This is a genomic window from Paenibacillus sanguinis 2301083 = DSM 16941 (genome assembly GCF_000374825.1).
Lineage (GTDB): Bacteria > Bacillota > Bacilli > Paenibacillales > Paenibacillaceae > Fontibacillus > Fontibacillus sanguinis.
The window spans coordinates 310,926-333,590 of sequence record NZ_KB895380.1; the positions used below are offsets into that span (position 1 = coordinate 310,926).

General features: G+C 51.1%; 21 protein-coding genes, 8 tRNA genes and 1 rRNA gene. 2 read left to right on the top strand and 28 right to left on the bottom strand.

The window, feature by feature from the left end:
* The first annotated feature begins 1 nt into the window (after window position 1).
* Window positions 2-745 (top strand): ABC transporter permease, encoded by a 744-nt coding sequence (locus C557_RS0110705; protein WP_018751866.1) that lies wholly within the window; start codon window positions 2-4, stop codon window positions 743-745.
* Window positions 746-1,028: 283 nt separating this feature from the next.
* Here C557_RS0110705 and trxB read toward each other — a convergent pair whose 3' ends face one another.
* Together trxB and C557_RS0110715 are read right to left on the bottom strand one after the other, a co-directional pair.
* On the bottom strand, window positions 1,029-1,982 hold the full coding sequence (trxB, locus tag C557_RS0110710) for a thioredoxin-disulfide reductase (RefSeq protein ID WP_018751867.1): 954 nt from the start codon (window positions 1,980-1,982) through the stop codon (window positions 1,029-1,031).
* A 126-nt stretch (window positions 1,983-2,108) separates the two neighbouring features.
* Window positions 2,109-3,845, bottom strand: a complete 1,737-nt coding sequence (locus C557_RS0110715) for a tetratricopeptide repeat protein (RefSeq protein ID WP_018751868.1) — start codon at window positions 3,843-3,845, stop codon at window positions 2,109-2,111.
* A 402-nt stretch (window positions 3,846-4,247) separates the two neighbouring features.
* Between C557_RS0110715 and C557_RS0110725 the strand changes: the two genes are divergently transcribed.
* Window positions 4,248-4,541: a hypothetical protein gene (locus C557_RS0110725; protein ID WP_018751870.1), complete on the top strand. Its 294-nt coding sequence runs from the start codon at window positions 4,248-4,250 to the stop codon at window positions 4,539-4,541.
* A gap of 276 nt (window positions 4,542-4,817) precedes the next feature.
* Here the strand turns inward: C557_RS0110725 and C557_RS0110730 are convergent, their stop codons facing one another.
* From C557_RS0110730 to C557_RS0110855, 26 genes are all read right to left on the bottom strand, one after another.
* Window positions 4,818-5,753, bottom strand: a complete 936-nt coding sequence (locus tag C557_RS0110730) for a ribose-phosphate diphosphokinase (RefSeq protein WP_018751871.1) — start codon at window positions 5,751-5,753, stop codon at window positions 4,818-4,820.
* A 137-nt stretch (window positions 5,754-5,890) separates the two neighbouring features.
* The gene (gene hisJ, locus C557_RS0110735; protein ID WP_018751872.1) at window positions 5,891-6,718 is read right to left on the bottom strand and encodes a histidinol-phosphatase HisJ; all 828 of its coding nucleotides are present in this window, start codon (window positions 6,716-6,718) and stop codon (window positions 5,891-5,893) included.
* A gap of 15 nt (window positions 6,719-6,733) precedes the next feature.
* Window positions 6,734-7,441 carry a bifunctional phosphoribosyl-AMP cyclohydrolase/phosphoribosyl-ATP diphosphatase HisIE gene (gene hisIE, locus C557_RS0110740; protein WP_018751873.1) on the bottom strand — a complete coding sequence of 236 codons (708 nt, stop codon included), beginning with the start codon at window positions 7,439-7,441 and terminating at the stop codon, window positions 6,734-6,736.
* Window positions 7,438-8,196: an imidazole glycerol phosphate synthase subunit HisF gene (hisF, locus tag C557_RS0110745; protein ID WP_018751874.1), complete on the bottom strand. Its 759-nt coding sequence runs from the start codon at window positions 8,194-8,196 to the stop codon at window positions 7,438-7,440. Before hisF ends, hisIE begins: the two co-directional genes overlap by 4 nt.
* Before the next feature lie 177 nt (window positions 8,197-8,373).
* Complete coding sequence (gene hisA, locus C557_RS0110750) at window positions 8,374-9,114, bottom strand: 1-(5-phosphoribosyl)-5-[(5-phosphoribosylamino)methylideneamino]imidazole-4-carboxamide isomerase (RefSeq protein WP_018751875.1); 741 nt, start codon at window positions 9,112-9,114, stop codon at window positions 8,374-8,376.
* A gap of 157 nt (window positions 9,115-9,271) precedes the next feature.
* On the bottom strand, window positions 9,272-9,904 hold the full coding sequence (gene hisH, locus C557_RS0110755) for an imidazole glycerol phosphate synthase subunit HisH (protein ID WP_018751876.1): 633 nt from the start codon (window positions 9,902-9,904) through the stop codon (window positions 9,272-9,274).
* A gap of 3 nt (window positions 9,905-9,907) precedes the next feature.
* On the bottom strand, window positions 9,908-10,519 hold the full coding sequence (gene hisB, locus C557_RS0110760; RefSeq protein ID WP_018751877.1) for an imidazoleglycerol-phosphate dehydratase HisB: 612 nt from the start codon (window positions 10,517-10,519) through the stop codon (window positions 9,908-9,910).
* Window positions 10,516-11,817 carry a histidinol dehydrogenase gene (gene hisD / locus C557_RS0110765; RefSeq protein ID WP_018751878.1) on the bottom strand — a complete coding sequence of 434 codons (1,302 nt, stop codon included), beginning with the start codon at window positions 11,815-11,817 and terminating at the stop codon, window positions 10,516-10,518. Before hisD ends, hisB begins: the two co-directional genes overlap by 4 nt.
* Window positions 11,818-11,954: 137 nt before the next feature.
* Complete coding sequence (gene hisG, locus C557_RS0110770; protein WP_018751879.1) at window positions 11,955-12,599, bottom strand: ATP phosphoribosyltransferase; 645 nt, start codon at window positions 12,597-12,599, stop codon at window positions 11,955-11,957.
* A gap of 60 nt (window positions 12,600-12,659) precedes the next feature.
* The gene (locus tag C557_RS0110775) at window positions 12,660-13,862 is read right to left on the bottom strand and encodes an ATP phosphoribosyltransferase regulatory subunit (protein ID WP_040676784.1); all 1,203 of its coding nucleotides are present in this window, start codon (window positions 13,860-13,862) and stop codon (window positions 12,660-12,662) included.
* A gap of 164 nt (window positions 13,863-14,026) precedes the next feature.
* On the bottom strand, window positions 14,027-15,214 hold the full coding sequence (locus C557_RS0110780; protein ID WP_018751881.1) for an acyltransferase: 1,188 nt from the start codon (window positions 15,212-15,214) through the stop codon (window positions 14,027-14,029).
* A 226-nt stretch (window positions 15,215-15,440) separates the two neighbouring features.
* On the bottom strand, window positions 15,441-15,971 hold the full coding sequence (locus tag C557_RS0110785; protein ID WP_018751882.1) for an acyltransferase: 531 nt from the start codon (window positions 15,969-15,971) through the stop codon (window positions 15,441-15,443).
* Window positions 15,968-16,621, bottom strand: a complete 654-nt coding sequence (ppaX, locus tag C557_RS0110790; RefSeq protein ID WP_018751883.1) for a pyrophosphatase PpaX — start codon at window positions 16,619-16,621, stop codon at window positions 15,968-15,970. Before ppaX ends, C557_RS0110785 begins: the two co-directional genes overlap by 4 nt.
* Window positions 16,622-16,628: 7 nt before the next feature.
* Window positions 16,629-17,672, bottom strand: coding sequence for a prolipoprotein diacylglyceryl transferase (gene lgt / locus C557_RS0110795; protein WP_018751884.1), 1,044 nt, complete (start codon window positions 17,670-17,672; stop codon window positions 16,629-16,631).
* 11 nt (window positions 17,673-17,683) lie between these two features.
* Window positions 17,684-18,625, bottom strand: coding sequence for an HPr(Ser) kinase/phosphatase (hprK, locus tag C557_RS0110800; protein WP_018751885.1), 942 nt, complete (start codon window positions 18,623-18,625; stop codon window positions 17,684-17,686).
* A 254-nt stretch (window positions 18,626-18,879) separates the two neighbouring features.
* A complete protein-coding gene (locus C557_RS0110805; protein ID WP_018751886.1) occupies window positions 18,880-20,001 on the bottom strand; it encodes an ABC transporter ATP-binding protein in 1,122 nt (373 codons plus the stop codon).
* A gap of 122 nt (window positions 20,002-20,123) precedes the next feature.
* Complete coding sequence (locus C557_RS0110810) at window positions 20,124-21,215, bottom strand: PucR family transcriptional regulator (protein WP_018751887.1); 1,092 nt, start codon at window positions 21,213-21,215, stop codon at window positions 20,124-20,126.
* 144 nt (window positions 21,216-21,359) lie between these two features.
* Window positions 21,360-21,432 (bottom strand) — tRNA-Lys (locus tag C557_RS0110815).
* Between the two features lie 10 nt (window positions 21,433-21,442).
* Window positions 21,443-21,528: transfer RNA gene (locus C557_RS0110820), tRNA-Tyr, on the bottom strand.
* Between the two features lie 54 nt (window positions 21,529-21,582).
* Window positions 21,583-21,655, bottom strand: a tRNA-Phe gene (locus C557_RS0110825).
* Between the two features lie 185 nt (window positions 21,656-21,840).
* Window positions 21,841-21,917 (bottom strand) — tRNA-Asp (locus C557_RS0110830).
* 10 nt (window positions 21,918-21,927) lie between these two features.
* Window positions 21,928-22,003: transfer RNA gene (locus C557_RS0110835), tRNA-Thr, on the bottom strand.
* A 29-nt stretch (window positions 22,004-22,032) separates the two neighbouring features.
* Window positions 22,033-22,108, bottom strand: a tRNA-Val gene (locus tag C557_RS0110840).
* Window positions 22,109-22,117: 9 nt separating this feature from the next.
* A tRNA-Met gene (locus C557_RS0110845) sits at window positions 22,118-22,194 on the bottom strand.
* Window positions 22,195-22,217: 23 nt separating this feature from the next.
* Window positions 22,218-22,309: transfer RNA gene (locus tag C557_RS0110850), tRNA-Ser, on the bottom strand.
* A gap of 119 nt (window positions 22,310-22,428) precedes the next feature.
* Window positions 22,429-22,665: ribosomal RNA gene (locus tag C557_RS0110855) — 23S ribosomal RNA — on the bottom strand; the annotation flags it as partial.

Consider the following 22,665-nt stretch of genomic DNA (forward strand, 5'->3'; position numbering starts at 1 on the left):
TATGAAGACATTCCTTCATGTGCTCGCCGCAGAACGCCTGAAAATGGCCCGTTCCCATCTTTGGATGGTTCTTCTGGCAAGCCCCGCCCTCGCCGCATTGATTGGCGTCCTTGCGGATTTGTCGCATACGCCGGACAACGAAGCCTGGAGAACCTTGCTTGAGGCCATGGCCATGCTGCACGGACTGCTCTTTCTGCCGATTATGGCCGGCTTGTTCCCTTCATTTATCTGTCGGTACGAGCATATAGGCGGCGGCTGGAAGCAGCTTCTGGTCCTGCCCATCTCTCGCAGTGCGGTTTATTTCGCCAAATTGCTCATCGTATTCTCTCTGCTAGCCCTATCGCAGCTGCTATTCCTTGCCGCCCTGTTGATTGTTGGGTTCGTTCAGCAGGTGAGCGCCCCGATCCCATGGGGGATGATCGTCACAAGCCTGCTCGGGGGACTGATCGCCTGCCTGCCGCTGGTGACCTTGCAGCTTGGCATCTCACTGATATGGTCCAGCTTTGCAGCTCCTTTGGCCGTCAACGTGTCGTTGACGATTCCCAATTTGCTGATTGTCAATTCTGCCCGGATCGGGCCGTTCTACCCTTGGGCCCAGCCGCTACTGGCGATGATGCCACGCGGAGGGGACGGCAATTATGTGGCCGTCAACCTTCCCTACGAAAGTCTTGTCATTACAGTCATCGGCAGCTTTATCGTCTTCTTGTCTGCTGGCTTGCTTTATTTCCGCCGCAAGGCGATATAACCTATCCGCCGTCTCCCCCTAGGCGTACCGGACTTGGCTGTTATAAGTGACACACTGTCCGGCGGATGCAAGCCTAGTCTAGGCTTCGCCTTGGCTCTGTCGGGCAGCCTTGAGCTGATTTTCCTGAATGTACGAGGCTGTTTGTACCAAATATCGTATACAAAAAAGGATGCGAGGCCCACCTTCTAAGCTAAAATGTACCCTACAAGATGACCTTTTTAAAAGTGTCTATCTTATAGGGTACATTGTAATACGGCCAGCATCCTTTTTTACTTAAAAAACCTTACGAGCCTGCCAGTCCACTCCAGTCATGGACCATACTGCCCTCCAGAAACTTCTCACAATCCATGGCCGCCATACACCCTGACCCGGCTGCGGTAATCGCTTGCCGATAACGGGTATCCTGCACATCGCCACAAGCAAATACACCCGTCACATTTGTCTCCGTCGTTCCCGGCTTCACAACGATATAACCTAGCCCGTCCGTCTCAATGGCTCCGTTCAGGAACTTCGTGTTCGGCGTATGACCGATGGCCACAAATATGCCATCCGCCTCCAGCAACTCCTCTTGTCCGCTCTCGTTATGACGGACCTTCAACCCTTTGACAATCCCCTCTGCCGTGACCACCTCCAGCGGCGAGCGGTTCAGCGCCCAAGAGATTTTTTCGTTGGCCCTGGCGCGATCCTGCATAATCTTCGAGGCGCGCAGCTCTTCACGCCGATGCACCACCGTAACCTCAGAAGCAAAACGCGTCAAGAAATTCGCTTCCTCCATCGCAGAATCGCCCCCGCCAATAACCAACAGCTTCTTCCCGCGGAAGAAGAAGCCATCGCATGTTGCACAGGTGCTGACGCCTCGACCTACATTTTCCTGCTCGCCAGGAATGCCCAGATACTTGGCCGAAGCCCCCGTAGAGATGATGACGGACGAGGCCTCCAGAATTTTGTCCCCTTCCAGCTTCACCTGAAGCGGTTGTTCGGAGAAGTCCACACTCTCCACCCAACCTGTGACAAATTCAGCGCCAAACCGTTCCGCCTGCTTACGCATATGGTCCATAAGCTCTGGCCCTTGAATCCCCTCTGGAAATCCAGGGAAATTCTCAACCTCCGTGGTGGTGGTGAGTTGCCCTCCCGGCTCCAGCCCCTCGATGACGATGGGGCTCAGGTTCGCCCTGGCCAAATAAATCGCTGCCGTCAGTCCAGCAGGCCCGGTGCCAATAACCACTGTCTTGTGCATCTTCTATACCTCCTCAGGATGGTCTCTCACAGGTCAAAGCCAAGTCAAAAACAGCTAAATTTGTATCCTGCATAGATACTACCTATCAAGTTTTCCCCAAGTTGGAACAGCTTTACCCACATTCATCTACTGAACAGACGGGAAAATAGCCTCTATCTTCTCCCTCACACCGCATACTTCATCCACCCGCCGCACATAACGGCTGGCTGTGGAGGCAGATATATTGTACCGCTTAGCCACCTGCTCATAGGTGACAGAACGCCTGTGCATCTTGGCCGTCAAGTATTCCAGCGCTGCCGCCCAACCCTCCAAATGAGTGATAGCAGGCGCCTCGGGATAAAGCCTAGTAATGAAGTCCACCCACAACGTCTCCATATCATGCTGTTGCTGGAGATCAAAGCTTCGCTTCATATGTTCTATGGCCAAATCCACCACAGCTTGCCACTCGCTGCGCCATACCGGCAGCTCTGTAGAAACCCGGCTAGGGTCTACCATGCGAGTCGTACTTCCCGAGCGAACAGGCAACGGCTTGCTCACGCCGAGGCAGCGGAGGACAAATAAAGCCATCTCCTTCAAATAGGCATCTTCGTCAGGCTCCAGCAAGAAGGCTTGCAGCGCTTCCTCAACCTCTTGATCAGCAATCAAGCCCAGCGCCTGAATGACCTGCAGCTTGGTGCGAGCGTCGCCGTGACGCAATGCCCAGAAGAAGGAGGAGCGAATCAACGGATTATCCTTTACCTCAGAAGGCAGCCCTTCTTCTTCCGATTCCCAGCGCTTGAACTGCTCCTCAAAAGGCAACAGATACTGGTAATTGACCGGCAAGGAATCCACGGCTTCCCCTTCTTGTTCAGCAGCAAGGCGGTTCAAGTAGAAATCGGCCACCCCTGCCTGCGGGTCGTGCCCCTTGGCCTTACTCCAGAGCTTGCGCGCCTGCCAGAAGCGGCCTGTATGATAAGCAGCAACCGCTGCATAATGAAAAAGGCAAGCATCCTTGGGAATATCCCGGCTCTTCAATAAACGGTCGAAGTGGTGAAAGGCTTCCTCATGACGGCCCAGAATTCCCATGGTTGTTGCCAGCTTGAACACATGCTCCTGGTGGAATGGAACGATACTAGCTAGCTGATTTGCAAGCTCTTCCAAGGCTTCGGTCTCTCCGGCATGCTGATAAAATATAGCCAGATTGCACAAGCCATGCAGATTGCCGCCGTCCTGAGTCAGGACCTCCTCCACCGTATCCAGTGCCTTACGGAACAGGCCAAGATAATAGTAGCCCAACGCCAGATTGTTACGCGCCGCCAAGAAATCCGGGCGTTGCTGTACCAACTGCTCTAGCAGTTTCACCGCTTGCGTGAACTTGCCATCCTCCAGTAAAGAACGAGCTTGGTCATGCTCGTATACCCCCTGCCGGGACTTAATCCCGCGCAGTCTAGCCGGCCGATCCAATTCAACTTGCAGCAGATCAATCATCTCTTCTGCTTCATCCAGGAACTGACCGCTCTCATCCTGCTCCAGGTAGGTAACTAGCGCTTCCTCTGCGGCTTCAAACAAATCCAGATTGGCATAGTTATTGGCCATGTAGAAATAGCACTCCGTCATGCCGGGGTCTATCTCTTCCAGTACCGTCTTCAGCACAGCATTGGAGCCTTCGTAATCTCCCATTTCGGACAATATCCCTGCCATATTGCAGTGGTTCACCGGATTGCCCGGCTCATATTCTACAGCTTTACGAAAATACTTCAATGCCTTGTCATAGCGATAGCGATCCAATGAGAAAACGGCTCTCTCGAAGAAAAATCCCGCATCCATCGAGATCGGCAGCACTTTCCCCCGTTTATTTCCGGCCGGTCGCTTGTTTCCCTTCAAGCAAGGCACCTCCCCTTTATAGCGTACTTAATCTTCCATCACCCCAAAGTATACCATAGTATAAGCTGTCCTCCCACGAGGAATCCTGTCGGAAAATAGCGGACTTAACGGAAGAGGAAGGAAAATAAATCAGCCGGGACGAATATACAGAGGACTATATGCGGGATTGTAGAGCTTATACGAGGGGAGGAACCTATATCCTTTATGACTATTTTATGGGAAAATATTGTGATTACCGGCATCTTTCTCGGATTGTTTATCGCTCTGGTCTGGTTTTTGTTTAGTTATAAAAAGAGGGGGAAATAAGGCAAACGAGATACGCCCAGGGATGGGCACAGCTTCCGCTGAGCGAGTCGCTCCCTCTGGATTTAATCGAAGAATACAAAAGGGGGCGCTAAATTTATGTTCAAAAGTAGATTTACTAAACATACCCTTTTTCTTATTTTCGCCCTATTAGTGATAGCTATAATTCAATTTTGGCCTGATACTACACCAACCACTACTTTTGATAATCTTGTAACAAACACGTTTAGTTCTTCTGAGGTATCATCTATAAATATTACAAAATTTCATGACAAATCGTCAGAAGTAGAAAAGGAAGCTGTACTAACCGTGAGTAACAGCGAAAAACTGATGCATAGCTTATCAAGTATTGAATTAAAAAAAAGTAAATTTTTCCAATCTAAACCCTTATAGAGTGTATCAAATTTCCATAAATTTAGCTCGTGGTGATAATGTTAAAATTAATATTTATGAGGAAAATTATATTGACATATATAATACCAAAGAAAAGACGTTACGCTCTTATCAGATTGTTGGAGATTATGACCTGAATGCAATTCAAATCCTATTTTAAATACAAAAAAGACATCCACCTCACAAAAAAGACATCCACCTACTTGTTAAGGAGACAGATGTCTTATTTTAATTTTTTTGATTATTCCAAAAAATGAAATATACGCAAGCTAAAAACTAAATCCCCCGATCCTTAAATAAAGCTGCGATCGACCCGCCCTCCATGATGAACTGCGTTGCTCGGGCCAGCATCGGCGCAACCGATAGTACCTGGATATGAGCAGAATGCAGTTCGGGCTGGGCAATGGAGTCTGTGACCACGACTTGGCGGATGTTGGGGTGCTGCAGCTTCTCCAGTGCTTCCCCGGAGAACAGCCCGTGAGTAGCGCACACATAAGCATCGGCAGCCCCGCGCTCCTTTAAGCCTTCTACCACATTCACGATGGTCGTGCCTGTATCGATCAAATCTTCAATGATGATTGGGGTGTGACCGGCCACATCTCCAATAACATGTGTGATCACTGATTCATTATGCGAGGGGCGCTTCTTGATCATGATCGCAAACGGCGAATCCAGCCCATTGGCCAGCTTCTCCGCCATGGAGGCTCGTCCGGCATCAGGTGAAACGATGACAGGGTTAGGAATATTTTGCGCCTTCAGATAATCGGTCATCAAATCCAGGGCCGTTAAATGATCCACCGGAATATTGAAGAAGCCTTGAATCGCCGGAGCATGTAAATCCATAGTCACCACTCGGCTGGCCCCTGCCGTAGTCAGCACATCAGCCAACATCTTCGCCGAGATCGGCTCCCGCGGTGCCGACTTGCGCTCCTGCCGGGCATAACCGTAATACGGCATAATGATGTTCACCGTACGAGCAGAAGCCCGCTTCGCCGCATCAATCATCACCAACAGCTCCACAAACAGCTCATTAATCGGATGTGATAGCGACTGCACCAGGAATACATCGGAATTACGGATGCTCTCCTCATAGTGGACATAAATCTCGCCGCTTTTGAAGCGCGATAGCTTGACCTTTCCGGGCTCCACACCCAGGCGTTCACAAATGTCAGATACCAGCCTTGGGTTGGACGAACCGGAAAAAATACGCATCTTGGAACCCACCTGCTTCACTCCTCGAATAAATCGAATTATAGTGCGAGTTCAATCTCTGACCACACATTCTCGTCTTTATCGTACATCCATTTCCAAGCAGCGTCCAGCACAGCAAGCCCTGATTTCCTCCGTCCTCAGTCACATTCCAGGGCAACCATCGTTCTTCGTCTTCCCTCAAATGTGGCAACCTCTCGTACGCCTAATCGGTACAATAGCGCCCTGGCTGTATCCAGATGTTCTCCCAGCTTCTGAGGATCGTGAGCGTCCGAGCCTAACGTCAGAGGAATGCCCAACTCGATCGCCCTCTGCAAAATCCGTTCGCTAGGGAACATCTCCGTGCAAGGCTTGGATAATCCGGAGGCATTTAATTCCATAGCAACGCCTGCTTGAGCCACCGCATTCAACGCCGTACGCTCCAATTCCAGCACAGCTTGCTCTGACCCCGCTCCGGGCTTATACCCAAATCTTTTTATCACATCCAGATGTCCCATGATATCGTAGAAGCCCGTAGCCGCAGCCTTGGTTACTGCTTCATAGTAGCGCTGATAGATGGCCAACGCATCCTGGCCCTCCCAATGGCGCACCTGCCGATAATCCGTAACGTCCCATTCTCCGAGAAAATGAACCGAACCGATCACATAATCCCAGGGATACATTTCGATCAGCTTGCTAATTGCTTCCTCCCAGCCCTCCACATAATCGCCTTCCAGACCAACTCTAACTTCAATCTGTCCCCGATATTTCTCCTTTAATGCGAAGGCTTCCTCCACGTAACGTGGCAATTCTGCCAGCGGCATTGCCATCTCCGGATAGTAGGTGGCCGGGTCTACATGCAAGAGCGGCATATGATCGGATAAGCCGATGTGATCCAGGCCCCTGGCTATGCCTTGCTGAATATATTCCTCCAGCTTACCGACAGCGTGTCCGCACCGTTCATGATGCGTATGATAATCGATCAGCATGAGACTAATGCCCCCTTAATCCCGGCGCGGCCGTTCGTGACGCCGCTCCAGCTCTTGCATGACCTCATCTAGCGGCAGCTTGCGTTCGCGCAGCAGCACCAGCAGATGATAGATCAGATCGCTAACCTCGTAACGAAGCTCATCATTATCTTCATTTTTGGCAGCAATAATGGATTCAGCCGTCTCCTCGCCTACCTTCTTGAGAATCTTGTCAATGCCCTTCTCGAACAAATACGTCGTATACGCTCCTTCCGGGCGCTCAGCATCACGTTCGGCGATTAATTGCTCCAACTCGGCCAGCACCTTGAACCGCGCCATAGGGCTTCCTTCAGCGGCTTGCAATGCAGTATCGTCGGCAACGGCCGCCGTACGGTAGAAGCACGTCCGCTCTCCGGTGTGACAGGCGGGACCCGCCGACTGGGCCTCTACCAGGAGAGTATCCCCATCGCAATCATAGTGCAACGCCGTAATTCGCTGAGTATTGCCCGAAGTTGCTCCTTTGTTCCAAAGCTCGCTGCGTGAGCGGCTCCAGAACCAGGTGAACCCCGTCTCCACGGATTTGCGCAGCGATTCCTGGTTCATGTAGGCCATCATCAACACTTCCTTGCTGCCTGCCTCTTGTACCACAGTCGGGACCAGTCCGTCCGCATCCCACCTGATCGCCCTGTTCAATTCCTCCAACGACACCAGTAACTGCAATGGTTGTTCATCCGCTACGCTCATCGTATCTCCACCCCTTTGACCTTCAAGTCTTTTTTCAAATCCGGTATCGCTATCTCCTTATAATGAAAAATCGTTGCCGCGAGTGCCGCATCAGCCCGGCCTTCCGTAAATACATCGTAAAAATCCTCCATGTTCCCGGCCCCGCCCGAAGCGATCACCGGAATACCCACGGCCTGGCTGACAGCGCTTGTGAGTGGCAGATCAAAGCCATCCTTGGTGCCATCCGCATCCATACTGGTTAGCAGAATCTCGCCGGCCCCCCGCTTTTCTACCTCCCGCACCCAATTCAGCGCACGGATACCTGTAGCCTTTCGTCCGCCGTGGGTGTACACTTCCCATTCTCCCCATTCCGCGTTATACTTGGCATCCACCGCCACCACGATACACTGGGCGCCGAACCGGCGCGCACCGTCTGCGATAAGCTCCGGGTTTAGCACCGCCGCGGTATTAATCCCAATCTTGTCCGCACCGGCGCGCAGCAGGCGCTTCATATCCTCAACCTGAGAAATACCGCCACCTACCGTAAAGGGAATAGCGATCTCCCCAGCAGTTTGCTTGACCACTTCCACCATCGTCGCCCGCCCTTCATGCGAGGCAGAAATATCAAGAAATACAAGCTCGTCCGCCCCCTCACGGTCATACAGGGCCGCTAACTCCACCGGATCTCCGGCATCGCGCAGATTGACGAAGTTAACTCCCTTGACGACCCGGCCATCCTTCACATCCAGACAGGGAATGATTCGCTTTGCGAGCATCTGGTTCAACTTCCTTTCTCTAAGAGGTTGTTCAACAAGTCATTTTTGATCATAAGTCGTGCAACTCACACTGTAAACTAACTAAAGACAAATCAGTTCAGAACCTATTCCGTTATAAAAAAAACTTGGCAAAAGCCACCTTCCTGCACCTTTACCCGCAACTGCTCAAGAGCGACTTTAGCTCCCGGCCTGAACGGCCTTGATGGCCTCGGCCAGTTGAATATTGCCAGTGTACAGCGCCTTGCCCACAATGGCACCGCCGATACCTTGATCGGCATATTTCGCTAGCCGCAGCAAGTCCTCCTGAACCGTAACGCCCCCGGAAGCAATGACAGTCTTACCCGATGCTATCGCAAGAGAGCGGATCGCTTCGACATTAGGTCCCTGCATCATGCCATCTCGGGAAATATCGGTAAAGATAAAAGTCTCGGCTCCCTTCGCTGCCAGCTCCTTGGCTAATACCTCCGCCTGTACCTCGGAGGTTTCCAGCCAGCCGCGCGTAGCCACCAGCCCATTTCTTGCATCAATGCCAATAGCTACCTGGTCCCCGTATTCACCCAGCACGGCTTCGGTGAAAGCGCGATCCTCAATGGCTGCCGTGCCGATAATCACCCGGCTAACGCCGAGTGACAGCAGATGCCGCACATCCTCCAGCGTGCGAAGTCCGCCGCCCACTTGGACCGGAACCTGAACACGGCTGGCAATGCGCCCGATCAATTCGTCATTTACGGGATGGCCGGCCTTAGCCCCATCCAAGTCCACCAGATGAATAAACGAACCGCCTTGGGCCTCCCAGGAACGTGCTACCTCTAGCGGATCGGCATTATATACCGTCTCACGGTCATAGTCGCCCTGAACCAGTCTGACACATTGGCCCCCGCGAATGTCGATGGCCGGGTATATGATAAATGATGACATCGTGATTCCCTCCTGTATGTTTTGCTCTCATAATAGACGTGTACAGCTTGGTTTGCGCGCATGCGGCATGCAGCCCAGGGCTCACCCTGGACAAGCACATCCCGCCTGCTGCCAACCAAGCTGTCATGAACGTTGCTACGCAGTACCGCAACGCACGTTAAACTCCGTCCTCTTGACGTTCCACCAATGTCAGGAAGTTGCGCAACAGGGCCATTCCCAGCGCTCCGCTCTTCTCGGGATGGAACTGCATCCCCAGCACATTCTCACGGCCTACAATCGCCGTGACCGGCTGGCCGTAATCTGTCACGGCCAGCAAATCCTCCGCCTGCTCCGGCAGCACGTGGAAGGAGTGAACGAAGTACACATGTCCTTCCTCCAGGCCCTGGAGCAGCGGGCTCTCCGGCTGGCGAAACTCCAGCCGGTTCCAGCCCATATGCGGCACCTTATACCCTTCTGTGCCGGGAAACCGGACTGCCTTGCCCGGCAGCAGGCCCAGCCCCTCGTTCCGCCCGTACTCTTCGCTCTCCGCGAAGAGCAGTTGCATCCCGAGGCAAATGCCGAGCAGCGGCGTGCCGCTGGCGGCTACCGACCGCACCACGCGGTCCAGCCCGGTGGCTCGCAGATGCTCCATCGCATCGCCAAAGGCTCCGACGCCCGGCAGAATCACGCCGTCCGCTGCAACAATCCGGGCCTCATCTCCCGTTACGAAGCCCTCATAGCCAAGGCGCTCCACGGCTTTGCCTACGCTGTGCAGGTTGCCCATGCCATAATCGACGATGGCGATTCTCATGGGCTATAGCACTCCCTTCGTCGACGGCACCCCGCTGACGCGCGGATCAATACTCGTCGCTTCATCCAGCGCCCGTCCAAGCGCCTTGAAGACCGCCTCGATCATGTGATGCGTATTTTGTCCGTAATGCACAATCACATGCAGCGTAATCCGCGCTTCCAGCGCCAGCTTCCAGAGGAACTCCTGCACCAGTTGCACATCGAAGCTGCCCACCCGGTCCGACGGATACTCCGCCCGATATTCAAAGTGGGGCCGGTTACTGATATCAATCACCACTTGGGCCAAGGCTTCATCCATTGGGATAAAGACGCTGGCATACCGCTTGATCCCCTTCTTGTCGCCCAACGCTTCTCGAATCACCTGTCCCAGACAAATTCCGATATCCTCCACTGTATGATGGTCATCGATCTCAATATCTCCCCGGGCTTCCATCGCCAGATTGAATTGTCCGTGCTTGGTGAACAAATCCAGCATATGATTCAGGAAAGGTACGTCCGTCTCCAGCTTGGCCTCGCCAGTCCCATCCACAGCAAAGCTAAGTTTGATATCCGTCTCATGGGTAGTCCGGCTAACGCTGGATTCCCGCACGAGCACCTTTTCATTATTCGTTGTCATTGCAATCCCCCTGCCTTTCCTTCTTGACGCAGCCGAACTTCAATAGCACGAGCATGACCCTCCAGTCCTTCCCGTCGGGCCAGTTCCATGATGGTAGCCCCGTTCTCCAGCAGCGCTTCCTTACTATAATAAATAACACTGGACTTTTTGATAAAATCATCCACATCCACCGGTGATGAAAATCTGGCTGTACCGTTGGTTGGAATGATGTGATTGGGACCGGCAAAATAGTCGCCCACCGGTTCAGAGCTGTAGGGACCAAGGAAGATTGCCCCGGCGTTCTCCACCAGCCCCAGATACTCCATCGGATTGTCTACGATCAGTTCAAAATGCTCCGGCGCCAGCTTATTGATTACATCAATGCCAGCCTCAATGGAATCGACCAGCAGGATAGCACCGTAATGCTCGATGGATGCCCCGGCAATCTCCTTGCGCGGCAACTCGGCCAACTGGCGCTCCACCTCGGCCTGACAAGCCTTGGCGAACGTCTCGGACGGGGTCACGAGAATCGCCGAAGCCATCTCGTCATGCTCCGCCTGCGACAGCAAGTCCGCCGCCACATAGGCGGGATTTGCTGTATCGTCGGCCAGGACGGCGATCTCACTGGGTCCGGCGATACTGTCGATATCGACGACCCCATACACCTCGCGCTTGGCGAGCGCGACGTAGATGTTGCCCGGTCCGCAGATTTTATCGACCGGGGCAATCGTAGCGGTGCCGTAAGCCAGTGCAGCCACCGCTTGCGCCCCGCCGACCCGGTAGATCTCATGTACGCCCGCCTCGGCGGCGGCGACAAGAATATACGGGTCGATCCCCTCCTTGCCGCCGGTCGCAGGCGGCGTCACCATCACAATCTCCGGCACGCCCGCCACCTGAGCCGGAATGACGTTCATCAGGACGGAGGATGGATAGGCCGCTTTACCTCCGGGAACGTAGACTCCGACCCGCTTTAGCGGCCGAATGATCTGGCCGAGCAGACTCCCATCGGCTTGCAGGTCCATCCAGGAGTTGCGCTTCTGCCGGGCATGGAATTGCCGGATATGCTCCGCTGCCGCTCGAATAGCTGCCACGAAGGAAGGCTCAACCTTAGTATAAGCCGCTTCCAGCTCCTCCGGCATCACGCGTAGCTGCGAGGCCTCCAATGCCAGCCCGTCAAATTGTTTCGTATAACGAAGCAGTGCCGCATCTCCTTCCTGCTTGACTGCCTTCACAATGGCTTTTACCAACTCATTTTGCTCTGGCGAGCCGTATTCCACGTCCCGCCGCAAATCGAATTCCTCTGCCGATACCAGCTTCATCTCGCATCCCCCTGCTCTATTTAAAGTATGGTGAACCCATAGGGAGCCTGCGACCGGTGTAGACTTACACTCGCTGTTTCCGCTCCATACCGCTCTTCGACAAACAACTTGTTCACCACGCTGTTCGTTCCATTTGCTTAGCCTTGCTTGACCTGATCCCGCTGAATCACTCTGCTTAGTGCATCGCAAACCGTCTGAATCTCCGCATTCTTCATCCGGTAGCTTACCCTGTTGGCGATCAAACGGCTGGTAATTTCAAAGAGTTGTTCCCGCTCAACCAGTCCGTTTTCTTTTAAAGTTTGTCCGGTTTCTACCATATCAACAATCCGATCTGCAAGACCAATCAGCGGTGCCAATTCGATTGAACCGTTCAGCTTGATTACTTCCACTTGCTGGCCTTGCTCACGGAAGAATCTTGAGGCCACATTCGGGTACTTCGTCGCTACTCTCTGCTGTATGCCCGGCTTCCAATCCGGCAGTGCAATAACGGACATACGGCAACGGGCAATACCAAGATCCAGCAGTTCGTATACGTCCCGTTCCTCTTCCATTAATACATCCTTGCCCACGATCCCGATATCAGCCACACCGTATTCAACATAAGTAGGTACGTCTACCGGCTTGGCCAGGATGAACTCCATGCCGATCTCCGGCAATGGAATAACCAGCTTGCGCGAATCATCCACATCCCCTGGAATGAGAATGCCTGCCTCGCGAAACAAGACCGATGCTTTCTTATAGATACGCCCTTTGGGCATGGCTACTTTTATAATCTGGCCCAATTGATGGCCTCCTTTCTGACTGGGAGACTAGATCCTTGACTGACACTTGGTTACACCTCTTTAGAAGCTCACAAAGTTCAGAATGTCTCCATATAAAGGCCCTAACGGTCCCGGCCGTCGTTCCCCAATTTGTCCTGACACCAGCAAATCCGCTGGCCTTTCTGCACGTCGCATCAAGACACTTTTTCCCTCCCGGCGAAGCCGCTCCGCTTCGGTAAAGGCGCGTTTTCGATTCGCACCGTCATATTGCAATACCACAGGTAGTTCTGCTTCGCTGTCCAGACCGTGAACACCGTCAAGAATTCGGTTCGTCTTCAGAGAAAAGCCCGTAGCCGGAGCAGGTCTTCCAAACTGCTGCAGCAGGTTATCGTACCGCCCGCCGCTGCATACCGGGAAACCCAATTCGGCTGCATACCCCTCAAAGGTCATGCCCGTATAATAAGAAAAATCGCCAATCATCGTTAAATCAATCATCACATGCTCGGCTACCCCGAAGTCCTCCAGCGCATCCCACACCTGACTCAAATGCTTGACTGAGGCTTGGGCAAGCGGGTCGGCGCTGAGGTCCAACGCTTGACCACACACTTCCTTGCCTCCACGCAGCCGAAGAATTCCTTCAAGCTCCTCATGCTGCCGTGGTGATAAGGACAACTCAACCAGCATCTCCCGATAGCCGACATAATCACGATGCAGCAGTCCTTCCTTGAGCGCCTCCCGAATATCATCACGCCCTGGCACCGCTTCGGCTAGCAAACCGTTAAGAAATCCGACATGACCTACAGCGATTTTAAATGACTTGACGCCCGCTGCCTGCAACGAAGCTACAGCCAAGGCGATGACCTCGGCATCCGCATCGGCGGAATCATCTCCAACCAGTTCAACACCGGTTTGAAAAAATTCCGCCTCTCTGCCCGCTTCCTCCTCAATAGCCCGGAACACATTAGCATGATAGGATAACCGCAACGGAAGCGGCTCCTCCTTTAGTAAAGAGGCAACCACCCGGGCAATGGGGGCTGTCATGTCTGAGCGAAGCACCATTGTCGTCCCCCGATTGTTCAGTAGCTTAAACAATTTTTGATCCGATGTGGAGCTTGCCACCCCAACGGTATCGTAATACTCCATGGTTGGCGTCATAATCTGCCGGTAACCCCAGCCAGCCATGCAATCCAGCACACGACGCTCAATCGCACGCAGCTTATCGACAGCAATTGGCAAATAGTCGCGAACGCCTGCCGGTTTTTCAAATCCTTTTGGTTTCGACAAGTAATTCACCCCTTGTATATCTCCAAAATTAATTTATCGCATTAAAGTGCTACCAATCTACCAAATTAAAGAATATCACATATCTTATCATACTTGCTTTCAGACCGTCAACGCCTCCGAACACCGTTCCATCTGTTGCGAATGAGTCATTATGGAGAGATGGACTAGCCCTCTTGCTCCCCGTTGCTTCTTAGCCGCAATGAGGCTGGCGTATTTCCCAGGAACCAGGAAGCAAAGGGCAGCCAACGGAAGCTGAGCTGTACAAAAATCCAAGACCCAAAGAGCGACAGCAAGGAACCCCCTATAATGTACAGTAAATAGCCCAGCGATTCACTAGCTGGCCCCTGCTTGTTGTTGTACAACCACCGATAGACCAGCAGCACGAATGGGTGAAATAAGTAAATGCCAAAGGACAACTCACCTAGCCGGGTAAGCCATGCCACCAAGGTGTACGAACCTTTTCGATATATATAAAAAGCCAATTGCAGCAGGACCAGTGCTGACAGCATGCAATGAATATTCCAGAATAATTCAAACCATAGCGAGTCGGGCACCCCCATTCCCTTCCGGTATATTAGCCAGAGATGAACATGGGCAAAAGCGACTATCAGCCAAGCCATCCACAATACCGCAGAACCAGCTCGCTGCCGTCCCGACATCTCACCCCATTTTGCAGTAAGCCAGCTCTTGATCGTTGGGAAATAAATAGCCATCACGGCACCCAGCATGTAGTAAGCCATGTACGTCAAAGCAATGCTCGCCTTATTCGGTAGTTGCAGACTGTATCGGTTCCAGAAGAAGAATCCCCACTGCACGGCAACCCCTACGGGGAGGATCAAGCTCAACAGCAGCCTGTTTTGACGGAAGGATTGAAATAACCACAAGAGGAAGGGAAGGAGCACATAAAATTGAATGCTGATAAAGATGAAATATAGGTGGGTATAAGCTGTTCCTGTAAGTAAGGCGGTACCCAATGATTTGAGATCAGCGAGTGTAGGGTTTTGGAGAAAACCGCGATAGAGGATGGCAATCAGAAAAAAATAGCAGCTAGACACTAAAACATAAGGCAAAATGATATACGTCAAGCGTTTCTTATAGAAATTGCTTACCAGCTTGCGGCTCATTGGCCGATCATAGTAATTGTAGAACAACACAAAGCTGCTCAAAAATATAAAGCCCGGAGTACCGATCTTGAAGAAAATGTTCATCCAGTTATAAACATAATAAAAAGGCGATTCCAGCGCCTGTTCAGCGGCAGCAAACGAAGCTGCATGAACCTGAATTACACTGAAAATAGCCAACGCACGGAAAATCTCCAGTTGCGGCAGCCGCTCCTTGACTATCTTGTTCAAGTCATCAACTCCTAAGCTAATTTAAGAAGAACCCCGTAGCTATGTATAAGATGTCTACCTTAAATTATATTCATCCCCCCCTGGTTGTCTATTATATTAAAGCCGCAGAAACTCATCACCAAGCTCAAGCGAACCGGCAAAAATAAAGCTGCCAGCAACCCGAGAAATATCGGCTGTTAGCAGCTTTATTTATGGCTTTGATAATCACAGTAAGGTGTAGAGGGATCTACGGGTAGCTATGCCCCTCTTGTTCCAAAGGTTCTGCGTTTTCCATACTCCTGCGTTTCAATGGTTGTAATGGATTGCCTCCGACAAAGGTGCCAGCCTCTACATCCTTATGTACCACCGACCCAGCAGCCACCACGGCATGATCCCCAATCGTCACGCCTGGCAAAATGGTGCAATTGGCTCCGATCATAACCTCATCGCCGATCTTCACTTCACCTAGTCGGTACTCCTTAATCAGATATTCATGGGCCAAAATCGTCGTATTGTAGCCGATTACTGAATTCCGGCCTACCGTGATCAGCTCGGGAAAAAATACATCCAGCATCACCATCAGGCCAAAGGCCGTATGATCCCCAACCTTCACACCAAGGATGCGGCGATAAATAGCATTTTTCACCGACAATACAGGACAATACCGGGCGATCTGAATGAATATGAAGTTGCGGATGCCCTTCCATGGGCTGACTGTCCGGTACAATTGCCATAATGCATTGGGGCCTTCTACCGGATAGCGCCTTACCTTCCTCACGGCTTCACCGACTCTCCTTCGAGAATGGCATACAGGTCGGTCATATCCTGAATAATGTAGTCAGGATTGTACTTACGAAGCTCCATCTCGCCCTTTAGAGACCAGGCTACGCCCGCAGCTTGCACCCCTGCCGCTTTGGCACTAAGAAGATCTGCCGCACTATCACCCACCATTAATGTTCGGGCAGGATCAGCCTTTAAGGCTTTCAAGGCAGTCAGAATCGGTTCTGGGTGCGGTTTGGGATGACTGACATCGTCCACTGTAACGATGGTCTTCATATAAGCAAGAAATCCAAACCGTTCAAGCGCCAGCATAGTCGTTTCCCTTATCTTCGTAGTCACGATTCCCATTGTGATACCACGTTGATGAAGCTCAGCCAATACTTCCTTCACATGAGGGAACTCGGCGATCAGTTCATCGTGCCGCTTCCGGTTATATGTTCGGTAGTCCGCAACCAATGCATCCACGTTCTCCTGTCCGGAGAAGGTCCGCAACTGGTGCTCCAGCGTGGTACCCATATGCGGAATAATCTGCTCCCGCGTGAACGGCCCGAGGCCATGCTTGTCAATGACATGCATGAATGTGGTAATAATTAGCTCGTTCGTATTGATGATAGTACCATCCAAATCAAATAACACGGTGTCGATCATGTCGTCTTTACTCCTTCTTCTCTTCCTCTTCCTGATTGTCTTGGTTTGCTATAATCTCAGCAGGCTCGTCAGCCACTTGTACTTGTGCAGCTTCTTCAGTCGCTGAAGCAGCTGGCAGAACCGTAGCCGGAGCAGCCTTTGTACATACAATCGGGTCGCTATAATAAGGCAGATCAGCTACAGTGCGGCGGCGGATAATGATAAACGCAATTGCGGCCACAATCAGGCCGATGGCTACCAGTTGGGAGATCCGAACATTACCGTAGGATGGGGCCAAGTAACCTTGTTCAAATCCAAGCCAGGTCATTGGGGCCCACAAGCCATTTATGAAGGACGCCAGCCATGAGGCCCCTTGGAAGGCCAGGCTATCCGTCCGCAATGCTTCAATGAAGAACCTGCCGATAGAATACCAAATGAAGTAAGAAGCAAATAGCTCACCAGCGCGCAAAAATTTCTGTCTACGCAATAAACACAACAGGACCAGACCTGCCAGGTTCCAAAGTGACTCGTATAAAAACGTAGGATGATGGAAGGTCCCTTGCACATTCATTTGATTAACAATGAAGGACGGGAGGTGCAGATTCTCCCGTAGGAAGGCTTCTGTTACAGGACCGCCATACGCTTCCTGATTCACGAAGTTCCCCCAACGGCCAATCATTTGACCTGCAATCAGGGACGGCGCACAAATATCCGCAATCCGCCAGAAGTTATAGCCCCGGCGCCGGAAGAAAATGACCGCACAAATAATGGCTCCGATGAGAGCTCCATAAATCGCAATCCCACCATTCCAAATTTTAAAGATATCCCAGAAATTATTTTTGTATTCGTCCCACATAAAAGCCACGTAGTAAATACGCGCGCCAATAATAGCCGAAGGTACACCAAACAGCAGCAAGTCCATGAACAGCTCCTGTGGAACCTGGAATCGCTTGCCCTCCCAGATGGCCAGGAGAAGCCCGAATAAAGCGCCACTTCCCAGAATCAAACCATACCAATGCACGTTTATACTCCCGATAGAAAAGGCAATCGGGTCCAATAGCAAGGTGCTCATTATTCACGCTCCTAATCCAAATCGTCGATATCTTCTGCGATCGTCTCCGTCAGCTTGGTGGTAAATTGCAAAGCCGCATTATACCCCATGCGTTTGAGACGGAAGTTCATGGCCGCCACCTCAATAATGACCGCCAAGTTTCGTCCCGGACGTACCGGAATAGTTGCTAGAGGCACATCGGTATCAATAATCCGCGTCGTCTCCTCATCCAGCCCTAACCGGTCATATTGCTTCTCTTGCTGCCATGCCTCCAACCTTACCACTAACGAAATCCGCTTATTGTTGCGAATCGCTCCAGCGCCAAATAAGGTCATTACGTTGATAATACCCACTCCGCGAATCTCCAGCAGATGGCGAATAAGCTCTGGCGCCGTACCATGTAGCTGATTATCGGAGGTCTGTCGAATTTCTACCGCATCGTCTGCAACAAGACGGTGTCCACGTTTGACCAATTCTAATGCAGTTTCACTTTTCCCAATACCACTGCTGCCGGTAATTAGCATACCTACACCATATACGTCGACCAGAACACCATGGATTGTTGCTGTAGGGGCAAGCTTCCGTTCCAGGAAGCTAGTAATGCGGCTTGATAAGATCGTCGTCGCCATGCTGCTGCGCAACACTGGAATTTGCTTCTCTGCACTGATAGCTACCAGCTCATCCGGGACTTCCCAGGAACGTGTCAGAATGATGCATGGTGTTTCTTCACTGCTGCACAAGCGTTCCATACGATCTTTACGCTCATGAGGCGGCAGCATTTCAAAGAAAGCCATTTCCGTTTTGCCCAAGATCTGAACGCGTTCCGGCGGATGATATTCAAAGTAACCCGCCATCTCCAGACCGGGACGGTATAAATCATCCACCGTAATCGTCCGTTTCAATCCTTGCTCTCCGGAAATCACCTCAAGCCCGAACTGATTGACCAGTTCCGACACTTTTACTTTTTTAGCCATCTGTTCTTCCTTCCTACCGGCACTCCGGAACCTACAATGTCCGATTGTGTCTACGGTTGCAAATATAAGCTGCGATAAGGCATAAATTCATCCTGTTTCTGGATTGCTCAATGTATTCATCGTAATGGAAAATGTTCCGTAAATCAATCTTCACCGCCTGAATGCTGCGGTTTGCTACTATATATCGATGACATTTTGTTTGCCTATCCGCAAAAAAGCCGCCCCGAAGGGCGGCTTTCGTAAAGATCAAAAAATTAATTGTAGAATACGTTGCGTTCGGTTTCCTTGTCGAAGATATGAATCTTGTTCATATCGATTGCCAATTTTACATTGTCGCCTTCGCGTGTATTGGAACGTCCGTCTACGCGTGCGATCAAGCCGTCGCCGCCTGCACCGTTCAAGTACAATTGCATTTCGTGACCCAGGTTTTCCGTCAGGTACACGTTAGCTGTGAACGCAGTTTGCGGGGAAGCTTCCAGGAATACAGGCTCTTCATGAATGTCCTCAGGACGAACACCCATAATCACTTCTTTGCCAATGTAGCCTTTATCTTTCAGCACAGCCGCTTTACCTTGAGGCACAACAACATCCAAATTATCAGCTTTCAGGCGAACAGTGCCTGCTTCTTCTGCCAAAGTACCATGTACAAAGTTCATCGTAGGGGAACCGATAAAGCCTGCTACGAAGATGTTGCTTGGTTGGTTGTACAGCTCTTCCGGAGAAGCTGCTTGTTGAATGATACCATCATGCATAACCACGATCCGGTCACCCATTGTCATAGCTTCGATTTGGTCATGTGTTACGTAGATACAAGTGGTTTCCAGACGTTTTACCAATTTAGTGATTTCCGCACGCATTTGACCGCGCAGCTTAGCATCCAAGTTGGAAAGCGGTTCATCCATCAGGAAGACTTGAGGATCGCGGACAATAGCGCGGCCCAAGGCTACCCGTTGACGTTGACCACCGGAAAGGGCTTTTGGTTTACGATCCAGCAAATGCTCAATATCGAGAATTTTAGCAGCTTCACGTACACGTTGGTCGATTTCTTCTTTCTTCACTTTGCGAAGTTTCAAACCAAACGCCATGTTTTGGTACACATTCATATGTGGGTACAAAGCGTAGGATTGGAATACCATCGCGATGTCGCGGTCTTTCGGAGCTACGTCATTCACAACACGGTCGCCAATATACAATTTACCTTCTGTAATTTCCTCCAGACCAGCGATCATCCGCAGCGTTGTCGATTTACCGCAACCGGATGGACCTACCAGTACCAAAAACTCTTTGTCCGCAATATCGAGGTTAATATCAGCTACAGTTGCCTTATCCGCACCCGGATATGTTTTGAAGATGTGTTCTAAGCGTACGCCTGCCATTTGTTATTCCTCCCAAGTCATTTAAATTAGTTGTGTTTATGTTTTATGAAATCGGATACATTCTATAGTTATATAATAAACGATAGGGCAAAACCCATCTATGCACAAACTGCACAAAAAACTTACGCCCTTTTCGTGACTTTGTACAATAAGAGCTCAAGCTTGACCAATACCGCGTCGGCAAAGGTTCGAACATCCAGTCCGGTCTCCTGCTTGAACTTATCAAGCCGGTATAACAAAGTGTTACGGTGAATATAGAGCCGCTTGGCTGTTTCGCTTACATTGCAGTCCAGTGAAAAGAATGTTTCCAGCGTAGTAAAGGTCTCTTCTTCCTGCAGCAGGGTGCTGCGATCTCTTCTTTCCGCGATATACCTCTCCCGCTCGATCTCGGGTATGCTTGAAATGAGTCGTTCCAGCTTCAGCTCCCAAGGCAAATGAATCTGATTAGTTACATTAAACATTCGGCCCAATGCCAACGTTTGCCGCAATGCCAAGGTGGCAGCCGTTAACTCAGCTTCAGCAATCAATGTATCGCCCACGGACAAGTGTAGACCGCCAACCCATTCATTTGTAATCAGCTCATATAACCCCTCGCAAAGCGCACTCAACATCTCTCTTTCCGTTTCGGCAACCTCTTCGCTATCTTCCCTAAGGCTGGTGAGCAACTCCTCTCCGAGTAGAATCAACCAGTCCTCTTTAAGGGGAACAAGTACGATAGCACCACCAAAATAGCTCTTAAGCAGCTTGTTCAGTTGATTAAACGAAATCGCTTGCCCCTGATGCTCCCAACTCAGCAAAAAGGGTAAAAGTCTCCCACGTAGCTTCGTCTTGATTGGCATATTGTCCGGAATTGACTGCTCCAATTCTCCCTGCTCCAATCGCTCCTGCAACCACTGCCCCAATTGAAGACTTCGAGCTTCTTCATCGCGCTTTAAGCCAATTGGGGACACAGGAGGATGCATGGAGGACAAGACCATTTGAATCAGCTTCGCTTCTGCTTCAGTGATAGCCTTCGCTTCCGCCTCAAAAGCAAGCACGGAAGAGGACTGATACTTCAATAGCCAAATCCAGCGCTGCCCCTGACGAAACGGCCCAAACTCATTTCCTCCAGATTGCCGTATCAGCCCGTTCCATGCCTCAAGCTCCCAGTTTGATTCCGTCAAGGACGTATCCACGATGTTCTCCACTTGCTGCTTCAGCAATTTGATATCCATGAGCTGACTTTCCCTCGATCCTTTGTAGTGTTAAATATTTTTATTTTATCATACACTTCACCATAAGCGTAAATCTTGCCATTATTCCGGGGCCATCCAAATACAAAAAAAGCCGTTAACCGTAAAGTTAACGACTTCCAGAGATGAGCCATGAAGGACTCGAACCTTCGACACCCTGATTAAAAGTCAGGTGCTCTACCAACTGAGCTAATGGCTCATAAAAAAACTGGTGGAGGCTGATGGATTCGAACCACCGAACTCGTCAGAGAACAGATTTACAGTCTGCTGCGTTTGGCCACTTCGCTAAGCCTCCATAATAACTATGTTACCCGAGTGAATCACAAATGATCCAGATATAACATAGAAGTGGCTCGGGACGGAATCGAACCGCCGACACGAGGATTTTCAGTCCTCTGCTCTACCGACTGAGCTACCGAGCCATATGCAATTGGTCAAAAAAATAAAGTGGTGAAGTTGTCCACTTTCCCACTTTGTGGTGAAAATAAACTTAATGGAGGAGCCGATGGGATACTCTGCGCTTCGCTCCGAGACTGTGGTGTTTCGCTAACGAAGCTTATCCTTCGGCGAACCCTTTTAGGGTTCTCATCCTTAAATCAAGAAGTAATGGCGGAGCCGACGGGATTCGAACCCGCGGTCTCCTGCGTGACAGGCAGGCATGTTAGGCCTCTACACCACGGCTCCGCAAGAAAAATGGTGCCGGCGAGAGGACTTGAACCCCCAACCTACTGATTACAAGTCAGTTGCTCTACCAGTTGAGCTACACCGGCACGGTGTAATAAAAAAGAAGATGTATAGATGGTGGAGGCTGAGGGGCTCGAACCCCCGACCCTCTGCTTGTAAGGCAGATGCTCTCCCAGCTGAGCTAAGCCTCCGAGATAATATGGTAGCGGCGGAGGGGATCGAACCCCCGACCTCACGGGTATGAACCGTACGCTCTAGCCAGCTGAGCTACACCGCCATATTAAGTTAATCTTATAAAAATGGCGGAGAGAGAGGGATTCGAACCCTCGCACCGCTTACGCAGTCTAACCCCTTAGCAGAGGGTCCCCTTATAGCCACTTGGGTATCTCTCCAAGCCATAAATTCAAGGTATTAATCCTTGAAAACTGGATACGAAACGTATTTGCGTGTTAGTTCTCTTGGAGTGCTCTTCACGGCTTGCTCAGCCTGACGCCACTCTTCCGAGTGATTTTTGGATAAGCCCTCGACCGATTAGTACCTGTCAGCTCCATACATTGCTGTACTTCCACCTCAGGCCTATCAACCTCGTCGTCTTCAAGGGGTCTTACATACTGGGAAATCTCATCTTGAGGGGGGCTTCACGCTTAGATGCTTTCAGCGCTTATCCCTTCCGCACTTAGCTACCCAGCTATGCTCCTGGCGGAACAACTGGTACACCAGCGGTGCGTCCATCCCGGTCCTCTCGTAC

What these genes read in the sequence shown, in the direction of transcription:
- C557_RS0110730 (WP_018751871.1), bottom strand. Translation starts at nt 5,753, where the DNA reads ATGCGTATTTTTTCCGGTTCGTCCAACCCAAGGCTGGTATCTGACATT.
- hisA (WP_018751875.1), bottom strand. Translation starts at nt 9,114, where the DNA reads ATGTCATCATTTATCATATACCCGGCCATCGACATTCGCGGGGGCCAA.
- C557_RS0110705 (WP_018751866.1), top strand. Translation starts at nt 2, where the DNA reads ATGAAGACATTCCTTCATGTGCTCGCCGCAGAACGCCTGAAAATGGCC.
- hisB (WP_018751877.1), bottom strand. Translation starts at nt 10,519, where the DNA reads ATGACAACGAATAATGAAAAGGTGCTCGTGCGGGAATCCAGCGTTAGC.
- hisF (WP_018751874.1), bottom strand. Translation starts at nt 8,196, where the DNA reads ATGCTCGCAAAGCGAATCATTCCCTGTCTGGATGTGAAGGATGGCCGG.
- trxB (WP_018751867.1), bottom strand. Translation starts at nt 1,982, where the DNA reads ATGCACAAGACAGTGGTTATTGGCACCGGGCCTGCTGGACTGACGGCA.
- hisD (WP_018751878.1), bottom strand. Translation starts at nt 11,817, where the DNA reads ATGAAGCTGGTATCGGCAGAGGAATTCGATTTGCGGCGGGACGTGGAA.
- hprK (WP_018751885.1), bottom strand. Translation starts at nt 18,625, where the DNA reads ATGGCTAAAAAAGTAAAAGTGTCGGAACTGGTCAATCAGTTCGGGCTT.
- hisIE (WP_018751873.1), bottom strand. Translation starts at nt 7,441, where the DNA reads ATGAGCGTAGCGGATGAACAACCATTGCAGTTACTGGTGTCGTTGGAG.
- hisJ (WP_018751872.1), bottom strand. Translation starts at nt 6,718, where the DNA reads ATGCTGATCGATTATCATACGCATCATGAACGGTGCGGACACGCTGTC.
- C557_RS0110805 (WP_018751886.1), bottom strand. Translation starts at nt 20,001, where the DNA reads ATGGCAGGCGTACGCTTAGAACACATCTTCAAAACATATCCGGGTGCG.
- ppaX (WP_018751883.1), bottom strand. Translation starts at nt 16,621, where the DNA reads ATGATCGACACCGTGTTATTTGATTTGGATGGTACTATCATCAATACG.
- C557_RS0110810 (WP_018751887.1), bottom strand. Translation starts at nt 21,215, where the DNA reads ATGGATATCAAATTGCTGAAGCAGCAAGTGGAGAACATCGTGGATACG.
- hisH (WP_018751876.1), bottom strand. Translation starts at nt 9,904, where the DNA reads ATGAGAATCGCCATCGTCGATTATGGCATGGGCAACCTGCACAGCGTA.
- lgt (WP_018751884.1), bottom strand. Translation starts at nt 17,672, where the DNA reads ATGAGCACCTTGCTATTGGACCCGATTGCCTTTTCTATCGGGAGTATA.
- C557_RS0110725 (WP_018751870.1), top strand. Translation starts at nt 4,248, where the DNA reads ATGTTCAAAAGTAGATTTACTAAACATACCCTTTTTCTTATTTTCGCC.